This is a genomic window from Pseudoflavonifractor sp. 524-17 (assembly GCF_009935845.1).
Lineage (GTDB): Bacteria > Bacillota > Clostridia > Oscillospirales > Oscillospiraceae > Pseudoflavonifractor_A.
In genome coordinates this window covers 36,100-50,610 of record NZ_QWEK01000023.1, presented here as the reverse complement: position 1 = coordinate 50,610, position 14,511 = coordinate 36,100, and the positions used below count along the sequence as shown (strand labels likewise).

At 60.2% G+C, this 14,511-nt stretch carries 13 protein-coding genes; all 13 read right to left on the bottom strand.

Annotated elements, in window-relative coordinates:
* Positions 1–33: 33 nt before the first annotated feature.
* A complete protein-coding gene (gene pgsW / locus D1159_RS10115) occupies positions 34–1,158 on the bottom strand; it encodes a poly-gamma-glutamate system protein (protein WP_161845547.1) in 1,125 nt (374 codons plus the stop codon).
* A 12-nt stretch (positions 1,159–1,170) separates the two neighbouring features.
* The gene (pgsC, locus tag D1159_RS10110; RefSeq protein ID WP_161845546.1) at positions 1,171–1,599 is read right to left on the bottom strand and encodes a poly-gamma-glutamate biosynthesis protein PgsC; all 429 of its coding nucleotides are present in this window, start codon (positions 1,597–1,599) and stop codon (positions 1,171–1,173) included.
* Positions 1,596–2,675, bottom strand: a complete 1,080-nt coding sequence (gene pgsB, locus D1159_RS10105; protein WP_161845545.1) for a poly-gamma-glutamate synthase PgsB — start codon at positions 2,673–2,675, stop codon at positions 1,596–1,598. The genes pgsC and pgsB overlap by 4 nt, the downstream gene beginning before the upstream one ends.
* Before the next feature lie 84 nt (positions 2,676–2,759).
* The gene (locus D1159_RS10100; protein ID WP_202621027.1) at positions 2,760–3,932 is read right to left on the bottom strand and encodes a succinylglutamate desuccinylase; all 1,173 of its coding nucleotides are present in this window, start codon (positions 3,930–3,932) and stop codon (positions 2,760–2,762) included.
* Between the two features lie 15 nt (positions 3,933–3,947).
* Positions 3,948–4,121 (bottom strand): hypothetical protein, encoded by a 174-nt coding sequence (locus D1159_RS19185; RefSeq protein ID WP_202621026.1) that lies wholly within the window; start codon positions 4,119–4,121, stop codon positions 3,948–3,950.
* 3 nt (positions 4,122–4,124) lie between these two features.
* Positions 4,125–5,462 carry a hypothetical protein gene (locus D1159_RS10095; RefSeq protein WP_202621025.1) on the bottom strand — a complete coding sequence of 446 codons (1,338 nt, stop codon included), beginning with the start codon at positions 5,460–5,462 and terminating at the stop codon, positions 4,125–4,127.
* Positions 5,463–5,536: 74 nt separating this feature from the next.
* Entirely contained in the window at positions 5,537–6,226 is a 690-nt protein-coding gene (locus D1159_RS10090) for a DUF6305 family protein (RefSeq protein WP_161845544.1), read from the bottom strand.
* 73 nt (positions 6,227–6,299) lie between these two features.
* Complete coding sequence (locus tag D1159_RS10085; protein ID WP_202621024.1) at positions 6,300–8,213, bottom strand: C69 family dipeptidase; 1,914 nt, start codon at positions 8,211–8,213, stop codon at positions 6,300–6,302.
* A 107-nt stretch (positions 8,214–8,320) separates the two neighbouring features.
* Positions 8,321–10,189, bottom strand: coding sequence for a C69 family dipeptidase (locus D1159_RS10080; RefSeq protein WP_202621023.1), 1,869 nt, complete (start codon positions 10,187–10,189; stop codon positions 8,321–8,323).
* 602 nt (positions 10,190–10,791) lie between these two features.
* Positions 10,792–11,094 (bottom strand): hypothetical protein, encoded by a 303-nt coding sequence (locus D1159_RS10075; RefSeq protein ID WP_161845543.1) that lies wholly within the window; start codon positions 11,092–11,094, stop codon positions 10,792–10,794.
* A 147-nt stretch (positions 11,095–11,241) separates the two neighbouring features.
* Complete coding sequence (locus D1159_RS10070; protein ID WP_243152221.1) at positions 11,242–12,429, bottom strand: BMP family ABC transporter substrate-binding protein; 1,188 nt, start codon at positions 12,427–12,429, stop codon at positions 11,242–11,244.
* Positions 12,430–12,645: 216 nt separating this feature from the next.
* A complete protein-coding gene (deoC, locus tag D1159_RS10065) occupies positions 12,646–13,293 on the bottom strand; it encodes a deoxyribose-phosphate aldolase (RefSeq protein WP_161845542.1) in 648 nt (215 codons plus the stop codon).
* Between the two features lie 87 nt (positions 13,294–13,380).
* A complete protein-coding gene (locus D1159_RS10060; protein WP_161845541.1) occupies positions 13,381–14,508 on the bottom strand; it encodes a DUF362 domain-containing protein in 1,128 nt (375 codons plus the stop codon).
* Positions 14,509–14,511: the final 3 nt, after the last annotated feature.

Genomic DNA, 14,511 nt, shown 5'->3' with positions numbered 1-14,511 from the left:
CCATCCTGCCGCTCTAAGCGGCGCAAATCGCATTCAAATTTTCTCCCGCGTATCTGTGGGCGGCCCGTTCCGCCGGCTTTTGGGCCGGCCCCTCCCTCTCCAACGGGGCTCGGGCGTCCGAAGGCTGTTCCACCCCAGGCCGCATATCAGCGCTGTCAGAGCCAGCCCTCCCCAGGCGACAGCCTTGTGGTAGGTGTACTGGAAGTAGACGCCCCCCTCCCCCGGCAGTGGCATGGGGCTGGGATCGATGGGCAGTCCGTAAGCCGTGGCCAGGCTCTTTACATTGAGCAGGTGGATCACCGGCGTATTTTCGGCCAGAAAGAGCTGCACCAGGCCGGTGGAATGGTCGTTCTCCGGCAGGGCGGTGAGAATGCCGCCGTCGCTGTACACAATGATCTTGCTGTTGCCAAAGGACACGTCGTTGCCCCCCACATTGATAAAGCAGCGGATGTCCCCATAATCCTGGTACAGTTCAAAGCGCCGGTGGATGTTGTCCAGCAGGTCGGCCTCATAGTAGAAGGGATAGCCGCAGCCAGTGAGCCGGTCCACAATGGTCTGCACCACCGCCGGGTTCATGTCTCCTCCCACATCCTCCAGACCGCCGATAGAAAAGCAATCGCTCCGGATCCCCAGCAAGCCCTGTTGGTAGAGGGCGTACTCCATGTCCAGGTAGGTCAGCTCTGGATCGTTGGCCCCGTGGGTGGAGGAGCCAAAGGAGGTCATCAGCAGAGGGTCCAGCTCCATGACCTCAATGGCGCACAGCACCGCCAGGTTCAGGGCCGGAAAGGAGCCAGAGCAGTTCACCGCCACCTTGTCTCCAGGCTCCAGGCCCAGCTCACAGAACATATCTACCACCATAGCGGCCATGTTGGGATTGGTGGAGGTCCGCTTGGCCTCCAGGTTGCCCAGAGTGGTGGTAATGAGGGAGTAATCCTGCCCGATGACACCGGTGTGATTGATATCGTTGACGGCGCTGATGGGGACGCCCCGGTCCTCCTTGAGCTGCCGCACCGCCGCCAGGCAGGCCTGGGTCCGCTCCGCAGCCTCCAGCTTCTGCGCCCAGTGGGCCGCGGGGGCGGTGGCCCTGGTGAGCATCAACAGCAGCCAGGTGATTGCCAGGATGGCCGCGCAGGCTGCCAGCAGTTTGGTCTTTGTCATCTTCATAGGCTCTTATGTCACAATAATCTGAATCAGCTTGATGAGGAATACCACTGCCGCCAGGGCGCACAGGGTCTTCACACATCCCTGTTTCTCCATCTGTCCCCCCAGAATGCCCGGCACCAGATAGCCGATGGTCATGGACAGATTGTAGAACAGGTAGGAGTTTCCGAAATACAGGTAGGTAAACAGGGCCTTCTCCAGCAGGCCGACGATAATGTACAGGGCAAACTTCCGCCGCCCATACAGGATAGTGACGCTGCCGATGAGCTTTACCACCCCCAGGGCAATCAGGGCGGACACCAGCGTGGCGGCTACCTTTACCGGCTCCTCCAGGTAGAGGGCAAAATAAAAGGGCACCACAATCCCCCCTGGGATGATCTGAGTTACTTCGGTAAAGATCAGGGTCACCAGGAGGGAGAGAATGGCCAGTTCGTTCATAGGCTTCCCTCCTCAAGGGCGCAAATCATCTGGCAGGCCCAGCCCTTGATGTTGCCGATCCCGGCCACAAGGGGGGTGTCCGCCCGCTCCAGGGCGGCGCGCCAGCTGGGGGCGGTCTCCGCCTCCAGCCCCGCCCTCCGGAGCAACCGCCGGGCCAGCCGGCGTCCCCCGCCCATAACAATGAGCTTTTGACAGGACACATAGGGGAAGAAGTACCGGATAAAGAGCAGCAGCCGGTCGGGCCGGTCCAGCCGGTGGTTGTAAATCAGCGTCAGCTCCCCCGGCTGGGGGAACTGTTCCCGGAGCAGCAGCAGAGAGGACTGGGGATCGTTGGCGGAGAAGAGGTTGAGGAACTGCCGCTCCCCCAGGGGGTACCGCTTGCAGGCGCCAAACTCCTGCCGGCAGTCCTCCGCCCCCAGAAGCCGCTCCTGAGGCACCCCCAGCCGCCGGGCGATGCTCTGGGCGATGGCCAGATTCTCGCTCCCCGCGCCCTCTCCGCCCCGGCACAGTACGGCCTGTGTCCCGGCGGCGCGGCACTGTTCCTCAAAAAAGGGGAAAAAGTTCTCGTCCCCGGTAAACAGTACCCCGCTTCTGGGGATCACCGCGCTCAGGCTGTGGGCGATGTCCTCCAGGCGCTCTCCCATTTCGAAAACGTGGTCATAGCGCACGTTGGTGATGACGTTCCAATCCCCCTGCACAATCTTCTCTTGGGCCACACGCTGGAGCTCCGGCGCCACAGCCATACACTCCACCACCAGAATTTCCGCCCCCTCCCGCCGGGCCCGCCGGAGGATGGCGGCCTGCTCAATGATGTTGGCAGGGCCGCGCCGGCGGATAGGGTGTTCCGCCCCGCTGGTGTCAATGTACAAGGGGGCGGTGCCGGTCGTCTTGGTAAACACCTTGAAGCCGGCCTGGCGGAGCTGGGCGTCAATCAAGCGGCAGGTGGCGGTTTTGCCCCGGATCCCGTTGACGTGGATCACATGCCGGAAGGTTCGCCGGGCCCGCCGGTTGGCATAGCCCTCCCACAGCAGCCAGGCGAGATACCCTGCAAACAGAAGCAGTGAAATCACAAGCATAGGGCTGTATTCCTCCCTAGCCTTTGGAAAGCCCTTCGCCGCAAGACGAAGGGCTTTCCAAGCAGGTTTTCAGTTCACGGACGGTCAGTCATAGTACACCCGGTCGGCAGGGACGGCCAGCGGGTTGTGGTAGTAGATACCCAGTCCGTTGCTCATCATTTCCTCGTAAGAGGGGACGTTCTCAATCAGAATGGTCTGGTCGGGGTTGACGGTGTTGTTGACCTCCATAATGGTAAGAGCGGTGGTGACGTGGCGGGCCACGCGCTTGTCAATGGGCCAGCCGTTCTCGTCAATGGGGGCGTAGAGCAGTCCCCGCTCCCCGGCCTTGATCACGAAGACATCCTTGCCGCTCATCAGCAGCTCTTCGTCGGTGATGCCGCGGATGCGATCCAGCATGGGCTCGGCCACCTCTACCAGATAGGACGCAGCGTCGGTGTGGTCGCCTACCTCACGGTGGCTCAGACCGTGGAGGGCGGTGGGAGAGAACTCCATGCCGATGGGCACGTCGAAGGTCTGGGAGGTGAGCATCATGGACACCATGGCGGCCACAGCCTGGCCCTTCTCATGGACCACGATGGTATTCTCCACCGTGTACTCCAGTTCGGCCTCATGGAAATCCAGCGTCATGTCCACGCCCTCAGCCTTGATGAGCTGAGTCACGGCGTAGTTGGTCCGCTCGGTGAGCAGGCCGTTCTCTTTGCCGGGCCAATTGCGGTTGGTGTTGCGGATGTCCACGTTGGCCAAGGTCTGTCCGCTGGGATAGTGGATGTAGACCTCGGGGTCGGGCCAGGAGTCCAGGGGGTTGGCGTGGCGGTCGCCAAAGCGCCAGGTCTTGGTGCCCCAGGGGGTCTGATAGCTGTAGAACCGGGGGTAGGCCTCGCCCACGCGGCTGACGGTGGAGCCGCTGTTATTCTCCCGGGTGATGAGGATGACCTTGCCCTGGGTGACCTTCAGGTTCTCTACCAGCAGGTTGGCGGCCATGACGCCGGCGGGTTCCTCCGCGTGGGTGCCGCCCCAGATGAGCATACAGCCACCCTCCACGCCGCTGTCAAAGATATACACATTGCAGTCGTTGGTTGTGCCTTTAACCACATCGCTGTAGTCGCTGAGCTTCTTGACTTCGGTAATATATTCGCTGACCACCACAGGTTCCTTATAGTTGCGGTGCTCCCAGAACAGGTAGCCGGATACGCCCATACAGAAAGCGGCAATGATGACGGCGATGGCTTTCACCGTATTGATATTCAGATTCCTCAACTGTATCCCTCCCCCTTATTTCAAGCGCAGCAGACGCAGTACGAAGGGAACCATGATGATGCAGTACACCAAGGCGTTCTGCACGTTCTTGGTCTTAAAGAACGCGCGGACAATCGCGACCAGGAAGAACAGCGCGGTGGCATAGGTAAGGATCGTGAATATGGCATTGATAATAACCAGAATATCCATACGTTACACCCCCAGTAAATTGCCCAGTTGGTTGTTGAAGATCATGGAGACCGTACACAGCGCCAGGATAAACAGGATAGGTACCAAGGCGGCCTTGACAAAGCCCTTATAGTAGTTGCCCTTGTAGTCCAGCTGCATGACAGTGGCCCGGCCGACCACGGCGGTGGGGGGCAGGCAGTCGCCCAAAGGCCACATGACGGACCAAGTGGACAGGGCGATGACGGCATTGAAGCCCTTCATGTTGAACAGCATAATCAAGGGCACACCCAGCAGGGGGGCGACGGCGTACTGAAGCACACCCTCAGCCACGGGCAGGATGAGCCACAGGGCGGCGAACAGCAGCCAGATGGGCAGAATGACCACGCCCAGGGAGATAAGGCCCCGTGCGCCGGTGAGGGTGAGGATCTGGTTCAGGATACCCACTACAACCATGATGCCCACCAGCTCTTTCAGGTTGACCACAGTGGTGACAGCCACGTCCAGTACGTTGACCTTTTTGGGGCTGCACAGCAGCACCGCGGCGGCGCTGAGCATGAAAATCATAGGCAGGCCGATCACAGGCCAGTAAGCGGGAACCACCCGGGCGCCCAGAATCAGCACCAGCATGACTACGAAGGGAACGAAAGCGCGCAGGGCGTTCCACCCCTGGGGCGCCTCAGGCAGGGTATCCAGGACGGCGTCCACCGGGGAATCGCTTTTGGTACCCCGGGTCAGGTAGAAGGTGGCGAACAGGGCGCCCACGATGGACAGCAGCGCCAGAGGGGCGGTGAAGCCTACATAGGGCATGTTGGCGCCGGCGGCGGCCATCATGGTCCACAAGTTGATGGGGGGGCAGGCGGCGCTCATGGCGGCCAGAATGAAGACCAGCGCGACGCGGCGATCCTCCGCCACGCCCATGGCGGCCAGCACAGCGCCCACCAAGCCGCCCACAGTCAGCACGGTGGTGGCGCCCGAGCCGGTGACAGCGCCGGGAACCATCATGACCACCAGGAGAAGCAGCAGGCAGAATACACGCTTCTTATAGAAGCGGCCCACGATCTGGCGGACCAGGTAGTTTACGCCCCCTGTCTCCTTGTACAGGGTCATAAAGAAGGTAGCCGTCAGGAAGGTCATACACACGTCGAAGTAATTGAAGGTACCCTCTACCAGGTGCCGGATGATCTCAGTAAAGGGCAAGGCAGAGCGCTCATCCACACCCATGGGGATAATCAGATGGGCCACCAAAGCGCCCAGTGCCGCTAGCAGCAGGGTGAGCTCAGTGCAGACCTTCATTTTCTTCGCCACGGCGAAAACAATCGCGATTACAGCAATGACGGCCAAGGAGTGCTGGAACATAGTCACAAAATTACCTCCTCAGGTAGGACTGCGGGCTGTGAGAACAAGCCCGCAGTCCTAGACAAGAATCGCGGGTAGATTTACTCCGCAGTCATATAATCACTCAGACTAAGGGTATCCTTGGCGGTGATGATGGGTATGCTGTGCTCTTGGGCATAGTTGGAGAACAGGCCGTCGCTGTCGCTCTCCTCAACACAGACGATCACATCCGCCAAGGGCAGAATCGCGTCGATGGAGGCCTGGTCGTTGGCGTCGGTGCGGCGGGACATGCCCTCCACGTGGGCGCAGACAACTACCATTCCCTTTTCCTTTGCGGCCTGGGCCACGGCGGTGCAGCGCTCGATCTCGTCACCCACGTCGGTGCCCGCGGCGCCCATGCCCTTGCCGGAGGTGCCGGTGCTGATGATCAGCGTCTTCGCGTCCGGAGCCAGGGTGTCCAGCTCGCTGGCCATCAGCTGGTGCTCATCAACAGAAGTCACGCCGGCCTGGGTGGCCACCATATGGCACATGACAGAGCCGGTGGACTGGCCGCAGGTGGTCATCACGAAGGGGCCGTGGAGCTTGCCGTCAAACTCGGCAGAGGAGGCGCCGCCGCCAGAGCTGCCGCCGCCGCTGGGCGTATTGGCGTCGGGGGTGGTGGACTCCACAGGGGCGGTGGAGGGCGCGGCAGAGGGGGCGCTGCCCTGTCCGCCACCGCCGCCGCAGGCGGCCAGAGAGGCGGTCATGGACAGGACCAGCAGAGAAACGGCAAGCTTTTTGCTGAAGTTCATAGTTCGTATCCTCCTTGATAAATGAGCGGGCAGAAGCGGGGCCTCTGCCCGCATGTACGCAGGCGAATAAAGGTTAGTTCTTCTTCTTCTTTTTCTGAAGGATGACCACAGCGGCAACGGCCACAGCGATCAGGCAGACCACGATGATAACCGGGGCAGCGGAGCTGCTGGAGGCAGTCTGCTGAGAATCACCGCTGGGAGCGGGGGCCTTAGAGGGGGCGGGAGCCTCAGAGGGCTCGGGCTGCGCAGAGGGCTCGGGCTGCGCAGAGGGCTCGGGCTCTGCGGCACCGCCGGCAGGCAGCGCTCCGTTCAGACCCTTGGAGGCGTCCAGGTGGCTGTGACCGTAGTCAACCGCGTCCAGATACTCCATGCTGTAGGGGAAGCCGGAAGTGCTGTGCTCTTCCGCATTGTAGGACTGTCCGTCGTTGAACTTGCCTACTAGCTCCCAGGCATAGGCCCACCACTGGTCATAGACATCGTCCATGGTGTCGCAGACATAACCGGTGAGATACGCCTTTGCGCCGGCGACATCGCCGCTGTTGTAGAGCTCGAGCGCCTTGGCGTCCACTTCGGCCTGCTCGGCAAACAGCTTGGACTCAATGCTGTCGCGCTTGGCTGCGATGTCGGGGTAGATAATGTTCCAGCCCGTTGTGGCCCAGTTGTTCACGAAGTTGAACGCCCACCAAGCGCAGTTGGTGTCAAACTTCCAGCGGTCGCTCTCAGACCACTCCTTGGGGACTTCGGTGGTACCGGCGTAGATGGGGACGTGAACAGTGGTGTCGGGGGAATCGCAGCCGTACCACAGAACCGTGCCGATCTCAGCTGGCATGTTGGGGCGCATCTGAGACACGAAGGAATAGGAGCAGCGGTAGATGGCGATAGAGCGCTCCCAGTCAAACTTGGCTACATCCTCGGGCTTGTTGTCCTTCTTGGCCCGGTAGCGGACGGGGTTGCCCCAGGGGCCCGCGGCCAGTCCGGTGGTCATGTCAAAGGGGGTGCCCTCATAGTGGTCGTAATAGACGGCCATAATGTCCTGAATGGTAAGCTTCTTATCGGGTTTGGTGGAGAAGGGCAGCTCGGTCAGCGCCTGCTCTTCATTACAGATGGGGAAATTCTGGGAGTTGGCCAGCAGGTCATACACTCTCCACACACGGCCGGAGCAGGTGTAGGCCTCGTTGCCCTCTACGGTATCAAAAATGATAGAGTAATTGAAGGGCTCGCCTTCCTTCCAGTAGCCAAGCTCCTTGGGATACTGGGTGATATCGGTGGACCACATGAAGTTGTCCGGGTCGTTGAAGTCGATCTCGCGCAGGACAGAGCGGTTGGCGCCGGAGTGGATCTCGTCATCAGGCAGGCGGCGGGCGGCCCAGTGGGCGCCGGGTCTGCCGCTGTCAGGCGTCCACAGGGGGCCGGGGCCGGAGATCTCAAAGATCCACACCTCGTTGGAATCGCCCACCAGCAAGGTCTCGCCGCCGTCGGCATAGCCGTACTTCTCGGCCAGCTCGCCCATGATCTGGACGCACTCCTTCGCGGTGGAGGCCCGCTGCAGGCCCAGCGCCTGCAGGTTGGCAATCACCATCATGGCCTGCTCCCCGTTATAGAACGCGGCATAGTCGCCGCTCCAGGTGTGCTCGCCAATGGTGATGCCCTTCTCGTTCATGAAGGGATAGCCCGTGTCAAAATAAGTATAGGTCTCCTCCACCTGGGGAATCTGACCCACCAGCTCTACCGGCTGATAGCCGTCCTGGCAGGGATCCCGGTAAATGTCCACCATCTCACCGGCCGCATGCTTGCCGCCGGCGACAACCTCAATCCGCTCGTCGTACCAGCCGTCAACGGAGTGGGCGATCATAGGCGCCCCATCCGCCGAGGCATCCTTGCCCACCGCAATGGTGGTACAGGCGCCGGCACTCTGCATGGTACCAAACACAATCGCGCAAGCCATCGACAGGGAGATAACGCCTCTGAAAAATTTTCTCTTTTTCATAGTTTCCTCCTACTCAATAATGGGCTGCCTGCATGGTTCTCTGTCTCTTTCCCGCGCCGGCCGGAGATATTATGCACAGCGGCCGGCGCGGGCTTATGGAAGATGCTTTACTGCTTCTTTTTCTGCAGAATAACTACAGCGGCAATGGCGGCAACAATGACGCAGGCAGAGCCGATAAGCAGCGCGGTGGAGTTGCTGGAGGTGGTGTTCACCGCGGGGGCGCTGCTGGGGCCGGGATCCGCGGGCGCGGGGGCGGCGGAGGGAGCGGGAGCGGCAGTGGGCTCAGCGGAGGGAGCGGGCTCCTCGCCGCCGGGGATGCTCTCACCCTTGTCGGCCAGGCTGGTCTCACCGAACTTCACGGCCTCCAGCCACTCGGTGGGATAGCCCAGGGTGGTGGAGGAGCCGTCCTCGTTGATCTGGATGCCGTCGTAGTAGGTGCCAACCAGCTCCCAGGCAAAGGCCCACCAGGTGTCGTTGAGTTCTTCCATGTTGCTGTAAACGTAATTGGTCAGGTACTCCTTGGCGGCGTCCACGCCGGAGGTATTGTACAGCTCCAGCGCCTTGGCGTCGATCTCGGCCTGCTCGGCGAAGTACTCAGACTCGATACCGGCCTTGCGCTCCCGGATGACGGGGTACATGGCGTTCCAGTTGAGCTGGGCGTAGTTGCCCACAAAGTTGAACGCCCACCAGGCACAGTTCTGGTCAAAGGACTTCCGGTCGCCCGTGGACCACTCCTCAGGCACCCGGGTGGTGCCGGCGTAGATGGGGGTATACACAGTGGTATCGGGGCAGTCCTCGCCAAACCACAGCACGCTGCCGATCTCGCCGGGCATGTCGGGCCGCAGCTCAGCCACGAAGGCGTAGGTGCAGCGGAACTGGGCGATCTCGCGCTCCCAGTCCTCAGAGGAGGCGTACTCCGGCTTCATGCTGCCGGGGACCTGCCAGCGGTGGGGGTTGCCGAAGGGGCCGGCGGCCAGACCCTTGGTCATGTCGTACTCGGTGCCCTCCAGGTGGTCGCTGTAGATGTCCATAATGTCCTGGATGGAGACCAGCTCATCGGGGACGATGGTGAAGTCGTAGTGGCTCTGGCGGTCCAGTACGGGGAAGTCCTGGGAGGGCGCCAGCAGGCTGAACACCCGCCACTCACGGCGGCTGGCGTAGAACTCATAGCCATAGGGCTCGGGGTTAAAGATCTTGGTAAAGTTGAACTCCTCGCCGTCGTTCCACCAGCCCATCTGCTTGGGCAGGGCGGTGATGTCGGTGGACCACATATAGTTGTCAGGGTCGTTGAAATCGATCACGCCCAAGCGGGACCGGTTGGCGCCGGCGAAGACCTGGTCGTCAGGCACTCTCCGGGCGGCCCAGTGGGCGCCGGGGGCCTCGCTGCCCTGGGTCCACAGGGGACCGCCGCCGCAGACCTCAAAGATCCACACTTCGTTCTGGTCGGCCACCAGCAGACACTCGCCGCCGTCGCAGTAGCCGTACTTCTCCGCCATGGCTCCCATCACCTCGATGGTCTCACGGGCGGTGGCGGCCCGCTGCAGGCCCAGCATCTCCAGGTTGGCGATGACCATCATGCCCTCGGGGGAGCCCACCTCGCTGCGGCCGCTCCAGGTAAACTCACTGATGACCACGCCCTTCTCGTTCATGAAGGGGTAGGCGATGTTGAAGTAAGTATAGGTCTCCTCCGCCTGGGGGACCTGGCCCACGAGAGTAACCTCGCTCTTGGTGGCGGTACAGGGGTCGTTGTAGATGTCCACCATCTCGCCGGCGGCGTGGGTGCCGCCCTCTACGATCTGGATCCGGTGGTCATACCAGCCGTCACAGGTGTGGGCCACCAGTACGGAGCCGGTATCAGAGGCGTCCTTGCCGACGGCCACGGTAGTACAGGCACTGGCACTCTGCATTGTGCCTAGAGTAACTGCGCAAGCCATTGACAGGGAGACGACGCTTCTGAAAAGCTTGTTCTTTTTCATAGTTTCCTCCTACTCAATAATGGGCTGCTGTGTTTCTCTGCTGCGGTGCAAGAGCACTCTTCCTTCCTTCACCCTCTTTCCCGCGTCAGTCATAACATATCCTGCTGGGGCGCAGACAAATCAAGGCCATAATAAGGGCCTGTGTTGGCCAGTCGCGCATGGTCTGTTCTGATCTGACATGACACACTGCTTGCATACCTGTGGGAGCATATGGAATTGATCATCGGTGCCGCCCACTTCTTGTTGCAGATAAGAGTATAACACAGAACCCCTAATATCGTCAATCCAAAATAAAAGTATGCTAAATTATAGACAAAGAATATACAACTTATACAAATTCATCCCGTTGAGAGTCCTACAAAAGCCATATAGACTTTGGAAATAGAAATAAGTACTAAAGCGGCTCTCTTTCTTCAAGCAGAACTCAAATAATTCATGAATTTTGACCGAAACTATCCCCATCCAACCATTCATATTATGTCTATATTCCCGGATATATTCACTATCTTTCAGAAACTATTCATTCCCTGTAAAGCGGTTCATATGTCCGCCAGTGAAAGAATTCCTTTACCGGCCAATTTGGATGGACGCCGGCCGCTTTCTTATTCGGCGACCGTCTCTGCCCGGCGGGCGATGCTCTGCTCCAGCGTGGGAACAGGGCGGGCGTTGATCGCTGCCGCCCAGGCGCGGACCCACTGGGCCAGCTGGTCAAGCCCTTGGAGGTCCATAGGAAACTGCCGGGTCTCCTCCACCGTGCTGAACTCATAGCTCCACGGCCCCTCCCAAACCTGGGCGGTGAGAACATTCTCCTCCGGCCGGACCAGATAGCGCATACGGCCGTCACTGGCTGTCCAGAGGTTTCCATTTTCAAAATGGGACAGCACGGGGATATAAATTTCTTCCATTGCCATTCACTCCCTATTCTCATTGATGCGGTTCCATCACCGCCGGCTGACCGGGCATGGTCTTTCAGGATCCAAGCGGCGGGAAAAAAGGTGCGCCGCCCGGGGGCGGCGCACCTTTTTATTATCTCTGATTATCGCAAAGAGCAATTAGGGGATCTCGTTGACGGTAGTATTAGCGGAGACGGCGGGCATCTTGGTGATATCGTTGCTTACCTCAATGGCGCCGCTCTTGATCTGATCCACAACCGCGTTATACTCATCCAGGGTAAAGGTCTTAAACCCCCAAGAGCCGGCGTCGGTGGGCAGGCCCACATAATCGCCCTCATTCAGGGAGAAGGTCATGAACTTGCCGCCGTAGTTGGACCAGTTGCCCTTGCTCAGATCGTCCAGAACGCTCTCAGTGACGTTCTGCAGACCCTTCATAGCAGAGGTAACAAAGGGATTGTAGGGGTACTTGTTGGAGCCGTCCTCATTCTTGGCCTCACCCACATAGTGCTGGTCCACGTCCACGCCGATGACCTTGCCGTCATGTAGCACCGCGGCGTCCACAGCGGAGGTGTAGATGCCGCCGCCGCAGGCAAAGACGATCTCCGTGCCGTTGGAGTACCAGGCCTCCATCTTGGAGGTGATGGAGGGGTCGCCGAAGAACTGGCCGCCATAGGTGTAGTTGATGGTGATGTTGGTGCCCATCTCCTGGGCGGCGGCGTCAGCCCCCTGGACATAGCCGTAGCCGAAGCGCTGCACGGCAGGCACGGCCATGCCGCCCAGATAGCCCAAGTTGGTGTAGCCATCCTTTACCGTGGCGTAGCCCGCCAGATAGCCGGCCTGCTCCTCGGCAAAGGTAATGCACACGGTGTTGGGGCCGGCGGCGGTGTTTAGGTCGCCCTCGCTCACGTCAACGGCGATGAAGTACGTGTCGGGGAACTGATCCTGGGCCGTAGCCAGGGAGGGGCCAAACAGGTAGCCGGGCATAACAATGGTATTGTAGCCCTCATTCACAGCCTGGTTGATGGAGACCAGACGGGCGTCGTCGGAATCCTCAGTGGGCTGATAGTAGTTGTACTCCACGCCGTTGGCCTTGCACCAGGTTTCCACGCCCTGCCAGCAGGCCTGGTTAAAGGACTCGTCGTCAATGGTGCCCACGTCGGTGACCAGGGCCACCTTGGTGATGGGGCTGCTGGCGGTCGGGCCGCCGGCGTTGGAGGGAGCGGGTGCGTCGCTGTTGGCGGGGGTGGGGGCGCTGCTGGGCTGGGTGCTGCCGCCGCCGCAGGCGGCCAGGGGGCCTACCATGCCGAGGGCCAGCAGCAAAGCCGCGGCCTTATGTAACTTCTTCAATGTAATCGACCTTCCTTTCCTAAATACAGGACCCCAATCCGTAAGACGGTCTGTCCCGCACCGGTCTGGGGATAGGTGTATTATACAATATGTCCGTTCAAAGAGCAACTACATTTGTCCGGTTTCCGAAAAAAGTTTCAGAATTGTTACATGAGTAACAAAGCGGGCCTCTGCCAGCGCAGAAGCCCGCCCAAAGAGCATAAATCGTTGCAAATCTCAGTTTTTGGCCAGCTTTACCAGAGCGCTGGCCCCCAGCCGATCCGCGCCGGCGTCCAGCATGGCCTGGGCCTCCTCAAAAGAGTGTATCCCGCCGGCGGCCTTGATCTTCACGTCCGGCCCCACGTGGGCCTTGAACAGCGCCACATCCGCGGCAGTGGCCCCCCCGGTGGAAAAGCCGGTGGAAGTCTTGATATACTCCGCCCCCGCCTTGGTGACCAGCTCGCACATCTTTATCTTTTCCGCCTCGGTCAGCAGGCAGGTCTCTACAATGACCTTGAGAATGCGGCCCTTGCACGACGCCTTGATGGTCTTGATCTCCTCCAGCACGTCGTCCCAACGCTGGTCTTTTACCCAGCCCAGATTGATTACCATATCGATCTCGTCCGCGCCGCTGCGGATGGCGTCCTCCGTCTCAAACACCTTCACCGTGGTGGTGGAGTAGCCGTTGGGGAAGCCGATCACTGTGCAGATCTTCAGCTCGTTCCCCACATAGTTGGAGGCCTGCTTCACATAGGAAGCCGGGATGCACACTGATGCGCAATGAAAGGCCATGCCGTCATCACAGATGGTCTTAATCTGCTCCCACGTGGCGTCCTGCTTCAGCAGCGTATGGTCGCACCGTGAGAGAATATTGGCGATATCCATAAATTCATCCCTTTCTATTACCCTATTCTATCCATGCTACACGCCAACTATATCCTGATTGCCCCAAAAAGTCAATCGATCCCTTCCCTATTTTACCTGAATCAGCTCATACTGCCGGGTACCCAGGCCGATGCGCTCCCCGTGCTCCAGGCAGGTTCTCCAGTTGGTCTCGGGGAAGCTGTTGCAGAAGTGGTCGTGGTGATCGTGGAAGTCCGCCGCCTGCATGTTGTCCGTCAGTCTGGAGTTGGGCAGGGGGGTCTGCCGCAGACAGGCGTCCGCGCAGGCCTGGTCCAGGGCCACCGGATCAAAGGAAGCGAACATGCCCACATCCGGCAGAATGGGGGCGTCGTTTTCCCCATGGCAGTCGCAGTAGGGGGACACATCAATGACCAGGCTGATGTGGAAATGGGGCCGTCCTGCCACCACCGCCTTGCTGTACTCGGCGATTTTGGCGTTGAGCTCGTCATTCGCGCAGTCGTTGGGGTTGTGGATGGCGTCAAAATTGCATACGCCGATGCACCGCCCGCAGCCCACGCATTTGCTGTGGTCAATGGCGGCCTTCCGGCCTTCTCCGTAGGAGATGGCGCTGTGGGCGCACTGCCTGGCGCACTGCTTACAGCCCACGCATTTGGCCTGGTTCACCTCCGGCTTGCCGGCGGAGTGCTGCTCCATCTTTCCCGCCCGGCTTCCGCAGCCCATGCCGATGTTTTTCAGCGCGCCGCCGAACCCGGTGGCCTCGTGGCCCTTGAAGTGGCTCAGGGAGAGGAACACGTCCGCGTCCATGATAGCCCGGCCGATCTTGGCGTTTTTGACATAGACGCCTCCCTCCACCGGAACCTCAATGTCGTCGGTGCCCTTCAGCCCGTCCCCGATGATCACCTGGCACCCGGTGGAGAAGGGGGAGAAGCCGTTTTCATAGGCGCTGTCCAGGTGCTCCAGGGCGTTTTTCCGCCGTCCGGCGTACAGGGTGTTGCAGTCCGTCAGAAAGGGAACGCCCCCCAGCTCCTTCACCACGTCCGCCACCGCCTTGGCGTAGTTGGGCCGCAGGTAGGACAGATTCCCCGGCTCGCCGAAGTGGAGCTTAATGGCCGTCATCTTCCGCGTAAAGTCAATGGTCTCAATGCCCGCCGTCCGGATCAGCCGCGCCAGCTTTTTGGGCAGACTGTCTCCTGCTGTTACCCGCAGATCGGTAAAGTATACCTTCGCCTGTTCCATAAA

What these genes read in the sequence shown, in the direction of transcription:
- D1159_RS19185 (WP_202621026.1), bottom strand. Translation starts at nt 4,121, where the DNA reads ATGGATATTCTGGTTATTATCAATGCCATATTCACGATCCTTACCTAT.
- pgsB (WP_161845545.1), bottom strand. Translation starts at nt 2,675, where the DNA reads ATGCTTGTGATTTCACTGCTTCTGTTTGCAGGGTATCTCGCCTGGCTG.
- D1159_RS10080 (WP_202621023.1), bottom strand. Translation starts at nt 10,189, where the DNA reads ATGAAAAAGAACAAGCTTTTCAGAAGCGTCGTCTCCCTGTCAATGGCT.
- pgsW (WP_161845547.1), bottom strand. Translation starts at nt 1,158, where the DNA reads ATGACAAAGACCAAACTGCTGGCAGCCTGCGCGGCCATCCTGGCAATC.
- D1159_RS10085 (WP_202621024.1), bottom strand. Translation starts at nt 8,213, where the DNA reads ATGAAAAAGAGAAAATTTTTCAGAGGCGTTATCTCCCTGTCGATGGCT.
- D1159_RS10075 (WP_161845543.1), bottom strand. Translation starts at nt 11,094, where the DNA reads ATGGAAGAAATTTATATCCCCGTGCTGTCCCATTTTGAAAATGGAAAC.
- D1159_RS10090 (WP_161845544.1), bottom strand. Translation starts at nt 6,226, where the DNA reads ATGAACTTCAGCAAAAAGCTTGCCGTTTCTCTGCTGGTCCTGTCCATG.
- D1159_RS10060 (WP_161845541.1), bottom strand. Translation starts at nt 14,508, where the DNA reads ATGGAACAGGCGAAGGTATACTTTACCGATCTGCGGGTAACAGCAGGA.
- pgsC (WP_161845546.1), bottom strand. Translation starts at nt 1,599, where the DNA reads ATGAACGAACTGGCCATTCTCTCCCTCCTGGTGACCCTGATCTTTACC.
- deoC (WP_161845542.1), bottom strand. Translation starts at nt 13,293, where the DNA reads ATGGATATCGCCAATATTCTCTCACGGTGCGACCATACGCTGCTGAAG.